We start from the raw sequence: 20,476 nt of genomic DNA on the forward strand, positions 1-20,476 counted from the left end.
AGTCGCTATACCTTTGTAGTGTTAATTAAAAAGATTAGCATTAAATCATAAAAAAAATTAAACCATGAATACTAAAGAAACTTTCGAAACACTAGTAAAAAAACAACAAGAGGCCATCAATCAATGGACCAACACTTCTAAAACGATACTTGAAGATTCTATTCAAGCGTTATCTACACCTTTCAAAGCAGGAGCAGAATTATTGAAAGAAAATGCTGAAGCAACTAAAGGTATCTTCGAAAAATTAAATCCTAAAGATTTAACTGAAAATCTTCAAAATGCTCCTAAGTTCTTCCAAAACTGGTTGGCAGTTCAACAAGAGTACAATCAAAAATGGCAAGACTTATTCCAATCTTATAATGGAAATGCTATGGAGAAATTCCAAGCAAACAATAAAACGTTCTCTGATTCATTCAAAGAAACAATTGCTTCTTGGGAAACCATGATGAAAGATGCTAAAAATGCTTTCACCGGTGATTTCAAAAATCCATTTACAGATTCAATGAAAGACAATGCTTTCTTAAGCCACTTCTACAAAGCTTACGAGGATATGCAAGGACACTGGAAAAAAATCCTTGAAGAAGGTGTAATGAAAGGAATGTTCACTAAAGAAAATTTCAATTCATTCTTCCCAAATGATTCTTTCAACAAAATCGTTGATAGCCTAATGGGTTTGAATTCCATCGAGAATTTGAAAAAATCTACTGAAGCTTTTGACAAATTTTATGAGACTTATTTCACAAAATTCGAAGCTATGCAAAAAGAAGCTCAGGCTAACATGCATAAAATGAATGAACAAGTAGAATCAACAACTAAAAATACCATCTTAGAACCAATTGGAAAGATGTATGCTGATTTTATTACTCAGTTTGAACAATCAAAACCAATCATCGGAGATTTTGATCTTAAATCAGATGTAAAGGCAATGTCTGAAAAATATTTCAATGGAAGAAAGACATTCTTAGAGTATATCGAAAAAAACATGAATTTCCAAAACAAAGTTTACGGAAAAGCTAAAGAAAGCATGACTGAAACTATGGAAAATTTCTGGACGCTATACCAAACAGAAGGTAAAGCTCCAAATTATGAAGCGTTCATGAACAGTTGGTTGAAAATCACTCAAGTTAGAATTGCAGAAATTTTAAATTCAGATGAGTTAAAACAATTAAAAGAGGAGTTAACTATTTCTAAAGAAAAAGTTACAACCATGATGAAAGATATGGTTGCTGAATTCAATCAAACTGTTGAACCTAAGACTGCTGAAAAAAAAAAGAAGTAGTCATTGAAACTCCTAAACTAGAAGTTAATCCTCAAGATCATGTAAAGGTAGCTTCAGTTAAAGAAGTTAAAAAAATGAACCCTAAAAAATAGCTAGACGTTTATCCGTAAAAATGATAGCCTTCACCAAAAGTGAGGGCTATTTTTTTTGTATACTTTTCTTTGTGATTTCAATATCGTTTGAGTTAACAAGTGTCTTTTATTAGATAAATAAACTTTTTGTCAATGCACGATTAAATTAAAATGAATTTTTTAAATAATATAACCCACCTAAATTCTCCTCCAATTTAAAGAATTGGACAAGCTTGAAAGGGAGGACTTGATACCCAGTATTTGATGATTGGTTTCGTTTAAATATATTGGTTTTTTTAAGTTGTATCTTGCTTGCTTCGTAGCTTTAATTTTCAAAACGAAGATAAAAGTAAGAGCATAATCACCCCATTCACAAAATTTAGAGCAATTTGTTATTCCAAGAACGAACTAGATGGAATCATTTTGACTTGCCCTATCTATTTTAGGATTTATTTATTGACCTGTATAGCTATTTTAGGACAAGACACAATATAAAAGGAATGAATTTTTCAACTTGTGAATGGCTTAATTCGAGAATCGACCATCCTGCAGAATTGAAGGGTGTTGGCATTGGAAGTTTTGATGCGGATTATCAAGTCAATGGAGGAAGTAGCTTCACAGATCTGAATATTGGCATTCAAGCTTTAAAAGACTTGAATCCAAAATTCTTTATCTCTGTTAGTGGATCCAACCAATTTATAAGAAATCAGATTGGGATAAGAATCAATGGAGGAGAATTGCACAAAATTGTTGATGGCAATAATTTCGAATTGAATCCATCCACGGCAATACCTGTAAATCTAGGTAATCCAACGGTATTTGGAATTGTGAATACAGGAAGCACAAAGATTACAGTAAAAGGCAATACCTTCGACGGTAAGGTTTTGAATATGCCACAGAACACAAGTAAATATGGTTTTAATTCTGATAATACAGTGTCAGCAAGCTTTCACCTAAACAATACTTTTACTAAACTATTCATGGGTGAACAAACACAAAGAGATAATACAGGTCTTAATCTGTATTGTAATACACATCTTCTTTATACCAACTCTTGGAGAGTATTTGGAAAACTTGGAGATCAGGGTAAATGTGGTTTCCTTCAAATTAATAATATTACACCAGATGACAAGTTCAATGTGCCATGTTTAGGAACTCAATTAAATCATATCAACTCATATACTACCAATCCATTCACCTATTGGATTAAACCCAGTGATCCAGAACAACCCAATTGCAATTCGACGAAAGTTTCTAAGTCGACTTGTAATAGCTTTCCTCCTCCAGCTGGCGGCTGTACGTTTATTGTTCCTGATATAATTCCAGGAAATGTAGTAGAATATAGAACTCAAATTGATGGTATGGACGATGGTCCATTCAAATCTGTAATTATAAATGAATTATTGAGATATTATTTTAAAAATAATCTTACAGAAGATGCTGATAATTTATTAGCTACACAAACTTCTGTGGACAATAAATTCACTAGAGCAATGTTATTATTAGATCAAGGTAATTTTTCAGGAGCGACAGCAGTCATTAACTCAATACCTTCTAATTCTGATGAAAAAGCTGATATGATTACATTTTTTAATGTTATTTCCGTTGCAAAACAAAGCAATATTTCGATGACAAATCTATCCGAATCAGCAATTGCAAGTTTGGAGTCTATTACTGATAATAGAACACTTGGGGCGTATTCTGCCCAAGCATTACTAACTGCCTTTTACGATCATCAATATCCAATAGTTTTGGAGACAGAAGATGGTTTGCAGTATCGATCTAATTCTGAACCTGACAAAGATCAAATCGTAAAAGATTCATACATGAGTATTGATCCATCACCAATCGATGATATATGCATGATTAAATTTGGATTAATTGAAAAATTAATAAATGCAAAAATTAGGATTTACTCAATAGAAGGAATATTATTAGATGAAGTCTCGATATCAAGTCCAGTGAATCAAGTTAAACTAGATAGTAAATTATGGCCAAGTGCAGTATTTACTGCTGTTTTAATTAATGATAACAAGATTGTTGTCAGTTTGAAAAGTGTGAAAAATTAATTTGTTACCAATCGGAGGAGAATTATAAATCTCCTCTGATTATTATAATTTATATATGAAAAGATTTTCTGTCTATTTATTAATATTGTTTTTTTTAGCAACCCATATTAATGCGCAATATAATTTTGACTTAGTTATTCCATCATTCGAATATAAAGTCGAAGCAATATTTAGCCCAGCTATCGAAATTCAAGACACTATTTATAGTTTTGTTGCTAACCAATATGCATATAAGTATGGAAACAGCTCTAGTATTGCCAAAGTGAGCAATAAAGGGCAAATCATTTCAAATATTGATTTTTTAGATTCAATTAATCCATATTGGGTGGCTGATACTAAGAGAATTAGTGATGGTGTTTTAATTTCAGGTGCCCAATTTATATATAATCGAAGAGGATTTAGTCTTTACTATGCCAAGTTGAACAATGCAATGGATACCATTTGGTCAAAAACTATAAATACAAAGTATAATTCACCAGGCTTATATGGGATTATTGAACTCTCTAATGGCAATATATTTATTGCAGGAAATGATTGCCATACAAGATCAACGGGGGGGACTTACCCAGATAGTTGTGATCCAATAATTATTTTAGCAGACAGATTAGGAAATATTATCAAATATGTAAAGCTTGAAAAACCAGATCCTATAAATACTTTTGAGGCATTATTAGATTTAAAAGAGGATAGTGAAAATAATATTTATGCTACAGGAAGAATTAGTGTAAACACCTTATACAATAGAGGCCTAATTATAAAATTCAATCCAAAAGGAGAAATCATTTGGAGGAAAGAATTTACAGAGTCAGGATATGGAATTGCATTGAATTACTTAGATGAATTAGCAGATGGCACATTGATCGCTATTGGATCAATCGGTAAGCCTTTTTTTGATAATAATCCGCATTTAAACTATTTGATATTAAGAATTGATAAAGATGGCAAAACTATTTCTTCTAAAAGAGTTTTTAGATCTTATGATGGTGGTCCACAAAATTGTGTTAAGGATCGATTTGGAAATTATATTTGTGTTGCAAATATTCAGAAGGATGCTAATAGCTATATAAATGGATATTTGACTAAGTTCTCCCCAGATGGTGATAGCATTTGGACTAGAGAATTTTCACATCGAGATGATAGAGATGAGGGTTTTTACAATATTGCTTTAGCATCGGACGGTGGTTATTATCTCACTGGCCTGAACTGGATCTCAGATGAAGATCATAGTAGTAAGGGTTGGATTGTAAAGACGGATAGTAATGGATGTGTCATTCCTGGTTGTACTACTGCTGTGAATGTAGAGAAAGAAAATAATGGAGACTTATTTAATTTGTTTCCGAATCCTGTTAGTGATCATCTGAGCATTTATCTAAATGATGAAGATCTTCAAGATAGAAGATATCATCTGAAATGCTTTGATCAGAATGGAAGGATAGTTTTAACACAAGCATTCAGTGGAAGAAAGACAGATGTTGATGTTAGTTCTTTGATAACGGGAATGTATTTTTACCAGATAAATGATGGGAGGAAAATGGTGCAGAGTGGGAAGTTGGTTATTAGGTGATTGATTGGAATGGTAATCGGTTTGAATGGTAATCGGTTTGAATGGTAATCAGTTTGAATGGTAATCAGTTGAGATGGTGATCGGTTTGAATGGTGATCAGTTGAGATGGTAGATGGTGATGAAATGATTAGATGATATTTAATTTTGAAATTCAAAGTCTTTATTTAATTTATGACAAATATACACCACCATAATAATCATAATAATCCCATGAATCCCAAAAATCACAGTTCAGACAATTTTCATGCACAAGTATTATCATCGACTTATTATGTTAAAATAACAGAAAATAACCAGCTTATCCAGACTGTAAAATTTATTAAAATGTAATTTATTCACAGATAAGGGAAAGGCTTCTTTCCCTTATTTTTATTATAAAAATGAAGCAGACCATGAAAATTCTTTTAAAAATTTTAATACTAATTGCATTCACTTCTGTTCTTCAAGCTCAATCTAAATTCAATATTGTATTTCCAAGTCCCGCGCTACCAAGATATGCAGTTGAAGGCATAATATGTCCTGTAATTGAACTAGAAGATGGAAATTCATTGGTTGTCTCTATTTCAATAGCAGTTGATACTTCCTATTATCTATACACCTACTGCACTAAATTAGATCCGAATGGAAATGTCATCTGGGTAAAACCAATTACCGATTCAGTAAACTTTGTCTATGCCAGAGACTTTCAGAAATTTGGAGATGATAAGTATATCATCTGTGGTAGTAAATATTATGCAGATAAAAAATATCAGTCATACTGGTATGGGATATTTGATCTGAATATGGAATTAATAGAATCGCATTTATATCCTACTTCTTATAATCGTCCTAGTTTTATGAAGATGCTCCAAAGTCCAAATGGGGATATCATCTTATGTGGTACCAACGACCAGACCAATGACAGAGGAAATGGAGCATCTGCTTATGCCAGAGCTAGTGTCATGTGTGTGGACAGTATAGGAAATCAAAAATGGTATCACGAATTCTATGATTCGATCCCAAGTTACGAATTGGATAACTTTTTAAATTTATCTTTTGATGCAATGGGAAATATTTATGCTTGTGGCTATAGTTTTTGGGTAGGAAATAATAGAAATAATAATGATGGCACTATTGCGAAAATTGATGAACAGGGCGCAGTGTTGTGGTACAAGCGATATGAAGGACTTGAAGATGAACAAGGATTCGGATTTATTACAGAATGAAAAAACGAAGGAATGACAATAATAGGTAATTCCTTTTCACAACAATTTACAGAGCCCAAATTTGTTAGAAATTCAATTTTTAGAATAGATTATGATGGCAATTTAAAATTGATAAAGAATCATCCTAAGACTTATCAATCAGGTATACGTTGTTATTTAGAATTATCAGATGGAAATTTTGTTTGTGGTGGTTATCGCCAAGATTCTGTAGAACAAGAATTTATAGACGGAGGAATTTATAAATTTAATAGAGACGGGGATATCATCTGGTCCAGAAGAATTGATAATTCTGACTATGAAAGTGAACATTTTAGTTCCATAAGTCTAAGTCATGATGGTGGATTCTTTCTAGGTGGCCAAAGCTGGCTGACTGGCATTAGAGCAAATCGATCATGGGTGGTAAAGACAGATAGTTTAGGATGCGATGCTATATCATGTATAGAAACTGGATCAAATGATACTGAGAATGAAACTAATCATTATAAGGTCTATCCGAATCCGGCAAAAGATCAAGTCACGATTGAGATACTAACAAATATTAATATGCCTTCGCAAATCGTATTTTATAATATAAATGGACAAGAAGTATTAGAACAAAATATCAATACACAAAAAAATATAATCAATGTAAAAGACCTTGCTTCTGGTATTTATGTTTATCAGATCAGGGATTCAAAGCGAAATGTATTTAATGGAAAGATGGTGATTAGGTAATTGGTTTGAATGCTGATCGGTTTGAATGGTAATCAGTTGAGATGGTAGATGGTGTTGAAATGATTAGATGATATTTAATTTTGCAATGCAAAGTTCTTATTGAATTAATGACACATATGCACATCCATAATAATCATAAAAATCCAATGAATCCCAAAAATCACAGTTCAGACAATTTTCATGCCCAGGCATTATTAACAGCTTTTTATGATATTCAATATCCCATAGTTTTGGAGACCGAAAATGGTTTGCAATATCGATCCTAGATAGAAACAATTGATCAATCTAAGTTACATTAATCATTAATTCTAATCCAATCAAACTTTGCTCGAAGATGTTGCTTATGGGTAGCACCCAAATTAATTTATCAATCCTCCAATTGACCCAATCGATTTCTAACATTGTAACTTCCTGGTGTAAATCCCCAATCCGTTCTAATAAATGTTGAATCGTTTCAATGTCTTCCACATTGATTCTTAATTCAACATACAACCGCGACTCTTTCTCCAAAAAGGACAGATGTTCAATCGCTATTTATTCCAACTGTTCAATTTGTATTATCTAAATAAGACCATTTTCCTTCAAGGCATTTATAAATGAAAATTCAATACTGCAAAGATGGATTCCCATATATATTCTAATAAAAGAGAAGGTGAAATGTTAAAATTGATGTAAATAAATTGCAAAGTATTATATTTGAAGCAATAAAACACCAAACATTATGTACGCTAGAATGTATTTCCTTGCCCTATTCTCAATAATAGCAATTGCTAGCACAAGCGCTCAGAGTTGGAAAGCATTGAATGGACCAACAGGCGCAGCAACCGTGGTCTCCATCATTACTTATGAAAAAGGGGAAATTTACACCCTTATTACTTCAGGAAAGATGTTTCGTTCTTTGGACAAGGCCAAAACATGGGAAAACATATCAATGGGTCTTGAACAAATAGCAAATAATGTCACCTATAAATCAAAAATGAAGGAATCACCTACAGGAGAAATATTTATGTCCTCAGGTAAAATATTTTATAAGTTCATCCCAACAACTAAATCGTGGATAACAGTGTCCAAAGATATCGAAATTGAAGATTTCGCTTTTTCACCAGATGGAAGTACAATTTATGCTGGTACCTATCGCGAGTTTTATATTTCAGTAAATGGATCCAAATTCAATAAAATTCAAACATGGTCGACACATTCTGTAGAGTTATTATGTTTAGGCAATAATAACAATTTTGTAAGAAAAACAGCAGGTGCTTCTGGTGAAATATGGAAGTTTAACGACGATGGATCGCAACTCAGACTAATTACAGGAAGTAGATGTTGTCGAAGCATGTTCTTTCATAAAAAATCAAAAACGCTTTTTGATATAGATTTTGAAATTAATATTTCCAAAGATTTTGGACAAACCTGGTTCAAACTTACTTTGCCAAATAATCTATATACTTATAGAATGGTTGAGTTAGAAGATGGCAGTTTATTAGGCCTTTCATATAATAAAGTATACAAATCACTCAACGATGGACTGTTGTGGGTAGAAGATAGTAGTTATAACTTGAAAATTAATAATTATGTCGGAAATGAGAATGAAATATCCAAATCAAAAGAGGACGAATTGGTAATAAGTGATAATCAAAATTCATATTATTTGGACAACAAGGGCTATAACTATACGTTTGAAATGCCTGTACTAGAGCCAGGTGTATCTGAGATCGTACAATTTGGAGAAAAAAATATTTTCTGCAAAACAATTTCAAATCGTCAGTTGTCAATGGATGATGGATTAACTTGGAAGATATTACCCTCTAATATTAATTATAATAATTTGTTTTGGAAAGATGGAACACTGGCATATTATAACTATGATTCAATTATTGTAAGTACCGATCAATTCAATACACAGCAAACTAAGGCACTACCAGAATTTCCAACTTCAGAAAATTTATTAATGGACAATAACGAAAATATTGTTTTATTTGCTTATGACAAATCTTATATCTCCTATGACAAAGGGGATTCCTGGAAATTGATAGGTGAAAATCTGGAAATACCAACAAGTGTTGAGAAATTTAAAATTTCAAATCAAAATATTATCTACAGTGGTAGTTATACGGATTCTATTTATTATTCAGCTGATTATGGAATTACATGGAACGGTTTTCAAGCTTCACCCGATCCGTTTTTAATATCCGAAGTATTTCTTTCCAATAATAATGTTTTCCTTTGGGAAGAATTAAATCAAACTACATTATTTAATGCTTATAAATATTCAACGAATTTTGGAAAAACAATTGAAGAATTAATTCTTGAAAATGATGAACGGATTTGGTTATTTGATAATTATGATAATGCTTTTATTAGAAGTTCACAAAATGTAAATTCTGTGAAAGTTATTAATATTTTGACAAAGCAGGTATCGTATGTCAGTTTATTTGAATTAAACTTAACTGCTAACGAAACTTTAATTGGAATTAGAGGCAATAATGGTTATTTATACGCGTCAAAGGATTTCAAACCATTATATAAGTACAGCGAGAAATTCGAAAATGAACTGGGAATAATCTCAGGAAAAGTATTTATTGATGAAAATCAAGACTGTGCCAAATCTAGTGCTGAAATAAATACCAGAGCCTTCCAGCTGGAAGTTTCTGGAAGTAGAACTTCCTTTGAAGTGCCGGTGCTTGAAGATGGAAATTTTAAAGTATATCTTGCAGCAGGAGATTACAAGCTCAATTTAAAAAGCAAATCACTCATTTGGGAGCAATGCAATTTTCCAACATCAGTGAATGTTCAAGCAAACATAGAAAGTAAATACAATGAGCTGTTAGTCAAGCCTATTGAGTATTGTGCCGATTTGTCCACCAATGTTGTGTTGAGTAGATTGAGGAGATGTTTTGATAACAATTTTGCATACCTGACAATAAAAAATGAAGGTTCCATTTCATCCAAGAATACGATAGTAAACGTGTTCATGGATGATTATTTTGAAAAAATCCAACCCTCATTAAGTCCAACGAATTTAAGTGGAAATCTTTGGACTTTTAATATATCAGAGATTAGACCAGGCGAGACATATCGAATCAATTTTAAATTTACAGTTTCCTGTACGGCTTCAATCAATCAAGAGCACTGTATCAAGTATATCACTGTGAACGAACAGGAGTGTAAAGGATTTTCTAGTTTAATAGATACTTCTATTGTTTGTGAAAAAAATGTAGGGTCATTTGATCCGAATGATAAGACTGTTTTGGTTAATGGTAAGTCTACCGATTTTTTATATGAAAAGGATACCATTCTGGAGTACCTCATTCGTTTTCAAAATACCGGCACCGACACTGCTTTTAATATTAGGATAACCGATAAGTTGGATTATAATTTAGATTGGACTAGTTTAATAGCGTTAACCGCAAGTCACGATTATACCTATTCAGTTAATAACCAGGGATTGTTGGAAGTTAATTTTAAAGATATCATGTTGGCAGATAGCAATATCAGTGAAGCAAATTCCCATGGATATTTCAAGTTTTCAATCAAACCAAAACCGGGTCTTAATTTTGGAACATTGATCAATAACGTAGCGGACATTTATTTCGATTTTAACGAAGCGGTAAGAACAAATTTTGCTAAATTGACCCTGACTCCAATTTTGAAAACAAAAAACATTGCAGGAGAAAAAATAATAGAATTAAAGGCAATACCAAATCCAGCTAATCAAGTCACCGAAATTGCTTTACCAGAATCATGGCATAATGCTGTAGTCCATGCCCGAGTATTGTCCTTAGATGGAAAGTTGGTCCAAAGTTTTGACATGAACACAAATAAAATTATTCTTAAAAGGAAGAACTTAAGTTCTGGAATGTATTACCTTAATTTGATAAATAAGGAAGGCAAGAGAGCGTATTGTAAAATTATTTTTAATTAATATTGTTCTCAACACTATAACAAGATGGGCTTCAATAAGAGTAAACAGTATAGTACGATAATGATATAAATATTTTATTTACTCTATTAATGTGAGTACAGTTTAAAATCTCTGGTGGTATTTATAAACTTAATGCATTTAACTTAATAAAAAATAGAATTTTAAAAAACACTAACAATGAATATGTTCTTCAAATCATTAATATTATTCTTTATTTGTTTTATAAAAATAAACGCTCAAGATTATAATGATTGGAAAAAACTTGAAGAAGAATTCAATGCAATGGGACTAAGGGTTGATGTTAAAAGAAATAAAAGTGGAAAGATTATAAAATCAATTTTATTGAATCAAAGCAACGACACATTGTGGACCTACAATGGGGGATATATCATTTATTGTGGGGATAGTCTAATGAAAACTCAGGATGATTATAGTTTTGGAATAATCAAATTGACTGGCCAAGTTATACTTTTGACAAATTTTGAAAGGATACAATACCTTGGAGATGGATATTTTTCATGTCGATACAAGGGCAAAGATGGATTGTACTCTATCGAAAAAGGATGGTTGCTCGATTTCGAATATGATTACATTTATAGACGGAACAATAAATATATTATTCTGCATAAAGATAATAAAGAAGATCTATTTATATTCAATCATAAAAGAGACTCCTTGAGATTTAAATATCTTCGAGATGAAAGTAAAAGATCTTTGATTGGATATACGTTTGATGATAAAAGTGTGCTTTTGGACAGCATTGGAAATGAAACTTCAAAATATTATGATGAGATCGAGGAGATCAATAGCGAGCAATTTTCTTTATATAAAGTTAAGTTAAATAGTAAAAATGGAGTGATAGATATACATGGTCAAGAAATCATTAAACCAATCTATGAAGAAATAGAAGATCTAGAAGGTATGTGGTTTATGGTAAAATCAGGGGAAAATTATGGCGTGCTTAATATGGAAGGTAAGACGGTGGTACCATTTGTTCATAAGTCGAGATTTAGATTTGATGGAATGAATTCAATTAGTTATAAATTTATGGAGAAGTTGTATGATTATAATGGGAAGCAAAAATACGAATTCGATCATGATTATATCGATGAAGACCATGGAGGCTATCTTTTGGCATTTACAAAAAATGAAAAAGAAGGAATATACAACATTTTAGAAAAAAAGGTTATAATTGAGGCTATGTATGATGGAATATCTGCATGCGGTTCAAATTGGGATAATAATAAATTTATAGTAAATAATGGAGATTGTTTTGGATTAATAGATATTAAGGGAAATCCTATCCATAAGACTGTATACGAAAGAATAATGTATGATTAAAATACAAATTTAACAGCTCTTAAATATGATTCACTATTCTTTATTTACAATTCAAAAGGAAAATTAATTAATCCAATGGGGTTTGAGGAAGTCAGATTTAATTCTTTTGAACCGATTGTAGTTAAGAGAAATGGATTTTATGGAGCAATAAACAAGTCAGGCAAAGTCGTAATTGAGTTTAAATATACAGAACTTGATTTCATAGATTTAAACCCTGGAGAATGGTTTAACTATAGCGTTTGTAAGCCTGAATTATTTCCTGAGAATTTATATGGATTTAGTTATATTGGAAATATAGATTCAACTTATTATCCCATTACTAAAGAAGGGAATGTTTTAAAAGTTGAAAACCTTGATAAAGGCAAAGTTAAGAGATATCAAAATAGCTTAGGATTTTATGGCCTAAAAGATAAAACCGGAAAAATACTTATAGAAGCCAAATGGGCATGGATGTATTATTTCAATGATAGTATTCTTGTTTGTGTTAACAGACAAAAGGAAAGGTCTATTTATAGTCTGGTTGATCATAAGATGACCAATTCCTATTATGCTCAAAAAGTATATTACATTCCTTTTCCAATAATAAATAGAGATGGTTTTATTTATTCAAACTTGGATAACAAACTAATATTTAAAGAAAAAGTGCTTGGCATTGGACAATACTCTTATTCAGATGATTTATTCTGTGTGTTAAAAGGAGATAAAATTGGTTTTACTAATTTGAGAGGTGAACTTAAAATTCCATTTATTTTTGAACATGATTTTAATTCTTACGATAACTTGCCATACTTTATTAATGGATTTTCAATTGTTAAAAAGAATGGCAAGTATGGAATTATAAATACTAAAAATAAAACTATAGTAGGTTTTGAGTTTGATACTTATTTGTATAATAATTTTATGGAAGATTATATTTTGGTTCGGAAAAATGGAAAGTGGAGTAAATTAGATTTTTGTTCGTTAAAGTGATTAAAATTACCAGCTCATATAAGTACATAGATTAGCTAAAAATAAAGTTTATACGACCTATTATTATTGGTCTTATTAACAATTCCTCAATCCTCCACTTGCCCCAATCGATTTTTTAACACTGCAACTTCATCTTGTAAATTTTCTATACGTTCCAATAAATGTTGAATCGTTTCAATGCCTTCCACATTAATTCCTAATTCAACATACATACGAGACCACTTCTCTAGGATAGGCAGATGTTCGGTCGCTATATAATCCAACTGATCGATACTTATGATTTCAATAAGACCATTTTCATTCAATGCGTGTATAAATGAAAATTCAATTTGATGATGGGTGCAGAAATCATCGATTAAGACTAAATTTATTGTAGACATAAGTTTAGATTTTAAGATTTCAGTTTGGATAATTCGGTAAACAATGCTTTTTGTTGATCTGTAAGATGAGTTGGAATTTTAACGTTATACGTTACAAACATGTCTCCAAATTGGCCATCCTTTTTATAGATTGGAAATCCCTTTCCTTTTAATTTTACTTTCGTTCCGTTTTGAGTTTCAGGACTTACTTTAAGTTTAACCTGACCATCTAATGTATCTATAGTGATATCACCACCTAGGATTGCTGTATATAAATCAATATCAACTGCTAAGTGTATATGGTCTCCCATTCGTTTAAATGTTGGATGATTAATGATGATGAAAGAAATATATAAATCCCCATTTGGACCACCATTGATTCCCAGTCCACCATGCCCAGGTATTTTAATGGTTTGGCCATGTTCGATGCCCGCCGGAATGGTTATCCTTATTTGTTTGCCATTTACAGTTAAGGTTTGTTGGTGTGTCTTATACGCATCTATCAAATTCAATTGAACCTCAGCCTGGTAATCTTCACCCCTGAATTTTACTTGTCCCCTACTACCCGATTGACCGCCTTGACGCCCAAACATGGATTCAAAAAAATCAGAAAAATCTCCATCAGATTGTCCTCCTGTAAATTGAGAACCTCGGGATCCTGAAGATTGACTTTGATGTTGTTTAGCCTTTTCAAACCCTTCTGCATGCTGCCAGTCTTTACCATACTGGTCATATTTCTTCCTTTTTTCAGAATCACTTAAGACTTCATTGGCCTCATTAATTTTTTGAAATCTCACTTTGGCATCTTTGTCATTCGGATTCAAATCAGGGTGATGTTTGCGGGCTAATTTTCGATAGGCATCTTTAATCTCCTTGACAGTTGCAGATTTATCAATGCCCAATATGTTATAATAATCTACAAATTCCATTATTTTATTAAATTATATATTGATCTTACAAGTACAACAACCATTCAGGTAGAAAGTTACTCATAAATCAAATAGATCTTTGTAATTTAAATAACTCATCACAAATCAACTACTCAATTAATTTAATTGTATGACTATGAATTTCAAATATCTTGATTTGCAATAATATTTCTACTATTTACAAAGTATATTTTTACCTTAGCTCAATGCTTCGGATAATCCTATTCTTTCCAGCTTATATCGCATTACATTTATTAATTGGTCAATCCTTGCCCCCTTACAGAACCTGCCAGTGGTCTAAGGCTGGAACATTAATACATGAACCACATACTTTAATTAATGTGTTGAACCTTGGAGCGAAAGGTGATGGTATATTTGATAATAGTCAAATCATTCAACAAGCCATACAATCTTTAACTAACAAACCTGGTGTCATTTTCTTTCCTACTGGCAATTACTTTTTTACAAAAACAATTAGCTTAAAAGATAGTGTTATCCTTCAAGGAAATGGCAGCGATAGTACGCGATTTATATTTGATTTAAAAGGTTCCGGGGATTGTATTATTTCCATTGGAACTTATATCAATAAAAAATATTTTTTGATCGATTCATTTTATAGGCATTCCAAAATCATTTTAACGGATTCATTAACACCAGTTAAAGCTGGAGACTTCATAAAATTAATTGAATCCGATTCAGATCGAATTACGTCTTCTTGGGCTTATAATAATGTTGGCCAAATCGTTCGGGTCAAGAACGTTTTTCAAAATCAAATTTATCTGGAAGATTCACTTAGAATGAGTTTTGCACTAAAAAATAAACCTTATTTCTATATTTTAAAACCCCAATCCGGTATAGGCATTGAATGTTTTTCATTATTAAGAATGGATAGTACGGCAGAGCAATCCAAGAATATATCTTTCAATTATACTGTTGGCTCATGGATTCATGGAATAAGCAGTCGATACACGAATTTCGCACACATTAGTTTGAATAATTCGAGCAATATAGAAATTAAAGGAAACTATTTTACACGATCCTATGGCTATGGTGGTGGTGGGCGCGGTTATGGCGTAGAATTAGAAATGACTTCTGGAAATTGTTTAATCGAAAATAATATTTTCGAACATTTAAGACATTCCGTCCTGCTCCAAGCTTGTGCCAACGGAAATGTGGTTGCTTATAATTATTCTTTCGATCCTTTTTGGCAAGAAACGTTTTTGCCATCAAATTCCGCGGGCGATTTAGTCCTTCATGGCAATTGGACCTTTCAAAATCTTTTTGAAGGTAATATTTGCCAAAATATAGTCATTGATAATTCACATGGACTGAATGGACCCTACAATACGTTCTATAGAAATCGAGCAGAACTCTATGGAATATTTATGAATTCAGGATCCGGGAATGAACAACATTTTATTGGAAATGAAATTACCGGATCGAATGGTTTGTATCAATTAAACGGAACCAATCATATTCAATTTGCAAATAACAGAAATGGAACTATTCTACCTTCAAATACCAATGCTATCTCTGATACGAGCTTGTATCTAAAAACAAATCCCTATTGTTGGCAACAACTTAATGATATTCCAATTATTGGCTATCCGAATAAAATAAATGAAATATTCAACAATGCCTTTATCAGATATAAACAAAATCATTTTACCCTTTGTAGGCATATTTGTCCGTGGGAAAATAAAACAATAAACATAATGGGCCCAAAAGAAAACTGCCCTAACCAAATGGCTACTTATACTTTATCTCACTATTTACCTTGTGCTGAAATCAATTGGAAAGTAACTGGTGGAAAAATTATCAAAGGTCAAGGCACTTCACAAATTAATGTACAGTGGAGTGAAGGGACCGAAACGAGACTTGATGTTGAAATAAAATAATTATTACATAAAATATTTTAATTTCAGAACTACTTGACCTATTCAAGACAGTATGATCATCTATTGGGAAAGTTCGCAAATTAAATTCGAGTACTAATATTTAAAAATAAGTAGCTATTGAAATTCGGACCGGCCTTAAGGGGTAAGCCGTTAAAAAATGATGGAATGAAACCGTTAAAAATTCAAAACTGTATGAGCACAACAGAAGACAAAACAAAATAAAAGGAATGCGAACTGAGCAAGTGTAAAGACAAACAAATGAACTTAGGCCATGGCGAGTTTTTTGAATTTAGGTTTCATGGAATTATTTTAGGCTTAGACCTTACAGCCCTGCCTGACTGACGTCAGTCAGGCAGGCTAGAATTTTTGGTTCTTTTTTTTCATGAAAAAAGAACAAAAAGTTTTTAATTATAACGCAAATTAATATTTTAGAAGAATGTCATACACCAAAAATAATTTTTAAACCATTTTTCTAGTTTGCGTAGGGCAAGGATCTCTGAATTTCACAAAATTACTTTCTTCTAATAGCATAAATCAATTCATCTTCAAATTTTCCATTTTTAAAAAACGTTTTTTCAAATCTTCCTTCAAGAATAAATCCTGTTTTTTCAAGTACTTTTTGTGAAGCAAGATTACTACCAAAAGGTCTGGCAAACAATCTGTTGATGTCAAAAGTTTTAAAAGCAAATTCAACGATCTGTTGTATAGCTAACGTTGCAATCCCTTGACCCCAGTAAGGTTCAGCAATCCAATATCCTAATTCTGCATTGTAACAAAAAATATCCGACTGAGGGTGCACGCCTATTCCACCAATGGCTTTACCATTAAGGTCAATTGCAAAAACATGAATGGGATCATCCTTGGTTGCAAATTCAATAAACCGTCGTCCGTGCTCTTCTAAATAGGGATGCGGAAATGCATTTGTCAAATTATTTGAAATCATAGGGTTATTGGCATATTCTACCAATTGTTCCAAATCCGAAATAGACCATGGCCTCAAGGTGATTTGATTCAAATTCAAAGTATTCATTTCGTATAGATTTATAGGAACACAATAATCATATTATAAAGAGAACATATTTTTTATCAACAAAATTGCAATAAAAATAATCTTTACCTAGACACAAAGGTAAATCGAAAAATAAATAAGGAATCAACAAAAAGGAATTTTAATTATATTTGGGGAAGCACTAATTTGGATTACCAGTCTATCACGAATTTATTGCTTTTTTATGTTCCTGATTTAGGAAGTCTGAATTATTTTCTCAAAAACGTCCATAATAAAATAAATACACCACCCAATTTGATTAAGATATACATCCAAATGATCACTATACTTTCTTGTATACTTTCAACAGGTTCACTCCAATATGAAAACCCTCCAAAATATTTAATATCTATACGGGTGGGCTCAGTTAGTTTACCCTGACATCTGTTGTTTTCAGGAATTTTTGCATCTAAACGCTCTACATATCCATCGTACCGCTGTCTGTAATGGGAAGATGCCACATCGTATTCATACCAATAAGTTCGATCCGGTTTACAAATATGTTCCACCAGATTTGCCTCTGTTTGTGAAGAAAAATATCTCAAAGCAATAGTCCTTAGTGGATCTTCAATATTGAATAATGGAAGGACAAAAAACGTAAGTACAAAAAATAATAAAACAAATTTCAAATAATACATATCACCTCAGTCATGGACCATCTAATGTAAACCCTTAAAATCAGTGTCAAATATATATTTTATTAGGTTAATTAAAAAAAATATTAATTTGGAGCCAAATGAAGAACCTGCTCTTTCGAATTTTATCTTGGTTCAAACAATTGACTAAGCTGCGCAAGGCTTTTGTCATCATTGCTCTAGTCATAGCTTTGCATTGGGTGTATATGATACTTTTAATCCTTTTCTTTCCACCCATTACGACTACACAAATCAACAGTATTTTTGAAGGATACTCTTTACATAGGGATTATGTGTGTATCGACCAAATATCACCTGAAGCAGCCCTTGCAGTCTTGGCAGCAGAAGATCAAACCTTTATGAATCATTTTGGCATTGACCTTGAAAGTATCGAAAAAGCCATTGAGCACAATAAGAAAAAACATAAACGAAAACATGGAGCTTCAACGATTAGCCAACAAGTAGCCAAGAATATTTTCCTTTGGCAAGGTCGAAGCTGGTTTCGGAAAGGCTTGGAAGTCTATTTCACATTTATGATCGAGTTGTTATGGACCAAGGAACGTATCCTCGAAATGTATTTAAATACGGTGGAAATGGGTGAAGGTATTTTTGGAATTGAAGCTGCAGCCAGGCAGTACTTTAAGAAATCAGCCAGATTTTTGACCAGAGATGAAGCTGCTATGATTGCTGCAAGCCTACCTAACCCTAAGAAATATAGGGTCAAGCCTACATCTGCTTGGGTCATGCTGCGAAAACCCTGGATTGTGGAACAAATGAATCATTTGGAATATGATGAGGATATCAGACAAGTCATCAACGGCATGTATTCGCCCAAAAGAAAATAACCCTTACCGAATTAAACTCACTGAACCTTTGCGAATGACCAATTCATCATTCATACAGTTTTGAACCCTCATTTCAAGATTATAGATATAACTATCTATTGGTGCCTGTTCATTTGGCTTCCAGACTTCAGATACTATTCCTGAACCAAATACTTTTTTCCCCCATCGATTGAAAATCTGAAAATCATAGGACAAAATTTTATTTGGGTCCAATTTCATGATCACTGGCTTAAACTCATCATTTACCATATCTCCGTTTGGTGTAAATAGATTTGGAACCTGAACTAATTCATCCAAATTAAGCTGATCCTGTAGTACTATTTTATCGGTGATGGTACATAATTTTTGGGCTTTTACCGTATAAGTCCCTGCGCTCTTTGGCCTAAATGCCCAAGCTGATTGCCCATCGCTCCATAACACCTGACTATAGGTACTTGAGTCAATGAAAATGGTTAAATCTTTAGTAAAACATATACTGTCAGCCAATACCAAATTATCAGATTCTTTGACCAAACGAACTTCAATGGAATCTTCAATAACACCACATACATCGGAGGTGGTAAATGAATAAATTCCGGCCTGATTTATAATTATACGGTTTCCAGTGTCCTGTGTATTCCATTTTGGAATACTTGTAAACTGACCTTCAATTTTTAACTCAATATCAGACCCTTCACAAATAAAAGTATCTTTTGGAAAAAGATCTACGTAAGGATTAGGTCGAATAATTTGAATGGTATCCCTTATTTCAGGACATGATTCATTGTAATGAACGGAAACCCATACAATCTCATCATTGGATTTAATATCATATTCAGTACCCGTACTTCCGTCGCTCCATATTATTTTTTTTAGGAGGGACTTGTTGGGCAATACTATTTTGTTAGACTTACCTGGACATAAGGTGATATTTGACGAAAGTAACTCTGGTGCGTCCTTAATTAATACCAATTCAACATCATCAATAAATGTATAAGGATATATAATTCCCGGTCTCCCTTTTGCTCCTCCGATAAACAAAGTATCGCTTTCACCTAAATCTTTAAAACAGCCAATGATCAGATGATCTTCATCACCGCAAGCCGTGTATTCAAAGGTATATTTTTCATATTGATTGGGATTAGTATATTCATTATTTGGACTTGAATAGGCTAATTTGAGTTGATTTAATGGTCCGAATTGAGCATATTTTGGTTGTCCACTATGGAATGCTACCCCAATTTCATCCAAAGCATATCCGGAACTTACATCAGCTTTCAGATAAAAACTCATTTGGTAAACTGCTCCCGGCTTTAATGTTTGGGTTAAAGTATTAGCCAAATATTCATATTTTCCAAAACTAAAGAATCCTCCATGACGCCTTCCGGTTCTTGGGTTAGTAGATCTAATATCAGATGATCCCGGACTTGCACCAAACCAATCAATAGGTTTATTAGCTCCATTGGTATAACTAAATTCAACGTATCCGGATGAATTGCAATTTTGACAGATCTCAAAATCCGGATTAGTGATTAAATTCTGCCCTGTTAACAGTATAGAAATGCTGGTCAGAAAATAAAGACCCAATATTCGTTTCATAAACTATATTTATTGAGCAATATTAAGGAGAATTTTAGTTTTAACCTATC

16 protein-coding genes are annotated in these 20,476 nt (G+C 32.3%); 10 read left to right on the top strand and 6 right to left on the bottom strand.

Features of this window, described 5'->3' with window-relative positions:
- Positions 1–64 precede the first annotated feature (64 nt).
- From IPK88_19955 to IPK88_19975, 5 genes are all read left to right on the top strand, one after another.
- Positions 65–1,279, top strand: a complete 1,215-nt coding sequence (locus IPK88_19955; GenBank protein ID MBK8245714.1) for a hypothetical protein — start codon at positions 65–67, stop codon at positions 1,277–1,279.
- A gap of 571 nt (positions 1,280–1,850) precedes the next feature.
- Complete coding sequence (locus IPK88_19960; protein MBK8245715.1) at positions 1,851–3,419, top strand: hypothetical protein; 1,569 nt, start codon at positions 1,851–1,853, stop codon at positions 3,417–3,419.
- 55 nt (positions 3,420–3,474) lie between these two features.
- A complete protein-coding gene (locus IPK88_19965; protein ID MBK8245716.1) occupies positions 3,475–4,983 on the top strand; it encodes a T9SS type A sorting domain-containing protein in 1,509 nt (502 codons plus the stop codon).
- A 392-nt stretch (positions 4,984–5,375) separates the two neighbouring features.
- Positions 5,376–6,188: a hypothetical protein gene (locus IPK88_19970; protein MBK8245717.1), complete on the top strand. Its 813-nt coding sequence runs from the start codon at positions 5,376–5,378 to the stop codon at positions 6,186–6,188.
- A 12-nt stretch (positions 6,189–6,200) separates the two neighbouring features.
- The gene (locus tag IPK88_19975) at positions 6,201–6,902 is read left to right on the top strand and encodes a T9SS type A sorting domain-containing protein (GenBank protein MBK8245718.1); all 702 of its coding nucleotides are present in this window, start codon (positions 6,201–6,203) and stop codon (positions 6,900–6,902) included.
- Between the two features lie 285 nt (positions 6,903–7,187).
- Here the strand turns inward: IPK88_19975 and IPK88_19980 are convergent, their stop codons facing one another.
- Entirely contained in the window at positions 7,188–7,412 is a 225-nt protein-coding gene (locus IPK88_19980) for a hypothetical protein (GenBank protein ID MBK8245719.1), read from the bottom strand.
- Between the two features lie 211 nt (positions 7,413–7,623).
- Between IPK88_19980 and IPK88_19985 the strand changes: the two genes are divergently transcribed.
- From IPK88_19985 to IPK88_19995, 3 genes are all read left to right on the top strand, one after another.
- Positions 7,624–10,824, top strand: a complete 3,201-nt coding sequence (locus IPK88_19985) for a T9SS type A sorting domain-containing protein (GenBank protein ID MBK8245720.1) — start codon at positions 7,624–7,626, stop codon at positions 10,822–10,824.
- A 177-nt stretch (positions 10,825–11,001) separates the two neighbouring features.
- Positions 11,002–12,165, top strand: coding sequence for a WG repeat-containing protein (locus tag IPK88_19990; protein MBK8245721.1), 1,164 nt, complete (start codon positions 11,002–11,004; stop codon positions 12,163–12,165).
- A 75-nt stretch (positions 12,166–12,240) separates the two neighbouring features.
- On the top strand, positions 12,241–13,134 hold the full coding sequence (locus IPK88_19995) for a WG repeat-containing protein (GenBank protein ID MBK8245722.1): 894 nt from the start codon (positions 12,241–12,243) through the stop codon (positions 13,132–13,134).
- Positions 13,135–13,220: 86 nt separating this feature from the next.
- On the opposite strand, the gene IPK88_20000 is transcribed toward IPK88_19995, so the two are convergent.
- Both IPK88_20000 and IPK88_20005 read right to left on the bottom strand, forming a co-directional pair.
- Complete coding sequence (locus IPK88_20000; GenBank protein ID MBK8245723.1) at positions 13,221–13,514, bottom strand: MerR family transcriptional regulator; 294 nt, start codon at positions 13,512–13,514, stop codon at positions 13,221–13,223.
- Between the two features lie 11 nt (positions 13,515–13,525).
- Entirely contained in the window at positions 13,526–14,422 is an 897-nt protein-coding gene (locus IPK88_20005) for a J domain-containing protein (GenBank protein ID MBK8245724.1), read from the bottom strand.
- Positions 14,423–14,628: 206 nt separating this feature from the next.
- Here IPK88_20005 and IPK88_20010 point away from each other — a divergent pair, with 206 nt between their 5' ends.
- The gene (locus tag IPK88_20010; GenBank protein MBK8245725.1) at positions 14,629–16,320 is read left to right on the top strand and encodes a hypothetical protein; all 1,692 of its coding nucleotides are present in this window, start codon (positions 14,629–14,631) and stop codon (positions 16,318–16,320) included.
- A gap of 511 nt (positions 16,321–16,831) precedes the next feature.
- On the opposite strand, the gene IPK88_20015 is transcribed toward IPK88_20010, so the two are convergent.
- Positions 16,832–17,350: a GNAT family N-acetyltransferase gene (locus IPK88_20015; protein MBK8245726.1), complete on the bottom strand. Its 519-nt coding sequence runs from the start codon at positions 17,348–17,350 to the stop codon at positions 16,832–16,834.
- A gap of 227 nt (positions 17,351–17,577) precedes the next feature.
- The gene (locus IPK88_20020) at positions 17,578–18,006 is read right to left on the bottom strand and encodes a hypothetical protein (protein MBK8245727.1); all 429 of its coding nucleotides are present in this window, start codon (positions 18,004–18,006) and stop codon (positions 17,578–17,580) included.
- Between the two features lie 98 nt (positions 18,007–18,104).
- Here IPK88_20020 and mtgA point away from each other — a divergent pair, with 98 nt between their 5' ends.
- On the top strand, positions 18,105–18,848 hold the full coding sequence (gene mtgA, locus IPK88_20025) for a monofunctional biosynthetic peptidoglycan transglycosylase (protein MBK8245728.1): 744 nt from the start codon (positions 18,105–18,107) through the stop codon (positions 18,846–18,848).
- A gap of 3 nt (positions 18,849–18,851) precedes the next feature.
- Here mtgA and IPK88_20030 read toward each other — a convergent pair whose 3' ends face one another.
- On the bottom strand, positions 18,852–20,426 hold the full coding sequence (locus tag IPK88_20030; GenBank protein ID MBK8245729.1) for a gliding motility-associated C-terminal domain-containing protein: 1,575 nt from the start codon (positions 20,424–20,426) through the stop codon (positions 18,852–18,854).
- Positions 20,427–20,476 lie beyond the last annotated feature (50 nt).

The organism is Candidatus Defluviibacterium haderslevense, from assembly GCA_016712225.1.
In the GTDB taxonomy this organism is placed as follows: domain Bacteria; phylum Bacteroidota; class Bacteroidia; order Chitinophagales; family Saprospiraceae; genus Vicinibacter; species Vicinibacter haderslevensis.

What these genes read in the sequence shown, in the direction of transcription:
- IPK88_19955 (MBK8245714.1), top strand. Translation starts at nt 65, where the DNA reads ATGAATACTAAAGAAACTTTCGAAACACTAGTAAAAAAACAACAAGAG.
- IPK88_19960 (MBK8245715.1), top strand. Translation starts at nt 1,851, where the DNA reads ATGAATTTTTCAACTTGTGAATGGCTTAATTCGAGAATCGACCATCCT.
- IPK88_19965 (MBK8245716.1), top strand. Translation starts at nt 3,475, where the DNA reads ATGAAAAGATTTTCTGTCTATTTATTAATATTGTTTTTTTTAGCAACC.
- IPK88_19970 (MBK8245717.1), top strand. Translation starts at nt 5,376, where the DNA reads ATGAAAATTCTTTTAAAAATTTTAATACTAATTGCATTCACTTCTGTT.
- IPK88_19975 (MBK8245718.1), top strand. Translation starts at nt 6,201, where the DNA reads ATGACAATAATAGGTAATTCCTTTTCACAACAATTTACAGAGCCCAAA.
- IPK88_19985 (MBK8245720.1), top strand. Translation starts at nt 7,624, where the DNA reads ATGTACGCTAGAATGTATTTCCTTGCCCTATTCTCAATAATAGCAATT.
- IPK88_19990 (MBK8245721.1), top strand. Translation starts at nt 11,002, where the DNA reads ATGAATATGTTCTTCAAATCATTAATATTATTCTTTATTTGTTTTATA.
- IPK88_19995 (MBK8245722.1), top strand. Translation starts at nt 12,241, where the DNA reads ATGGGGTTTGAGGAAGTCAGATTTAATTCTTTTGAACCGATTGTAGTT.
- IPK88_20000 (MBK8245723.1), bottom strand. Translation starts at nt 13,514, where the DNA reads ATGTCTACAATAAATTTAGTCTTAATCGATGATTTCTGCACCCATCAT.
- IPK88_20005 (MBK8245724.1), bottom strand. Translation starts at nt 14,422, where the DNA reads ATGGAATTTGTAGATTATTATAACATATTGGGCATTGATAAATCTGCA.
- IPK88_20010 (MBK8245725.1), top strand. Translation starts at nt 14,629, where the DNA reads ATGCTTCGGATAATCCTATTCTTTCCAGCTTATATCGCATTACATTTA.
- IPK88_20015 (MBK8245726.1), bottom strand. Translation starts at nt 17,350, where the DNA reads ATGAATACTTTGAATTTGAATCAAATCACCTTGAGGCCATGGTCTATT.
- IPK88_20020 (MBK8245727.1), bottom strand. Translation starts at nt 18,006, where the DNA reads ATGTATTATTTGAAATTTGTTTTATTATTTTTTGTACTTACGTTTTTT.
- mtgA (MBK8245728.1), top strand. Translation starts at nt 18,105, where the DNA reads ATGAAGAACCTGCTCTTTCGAATTTTATCTTGGTTCAAACAATTGACT.
- IPK88_20030 (MBK8245729.1), bottom strand. Translation starts at nt 20,426, where the DNA reads ATGAAACGAATATTGGGTCTTTATTTTCTGACCAGCATTTCTATACTG.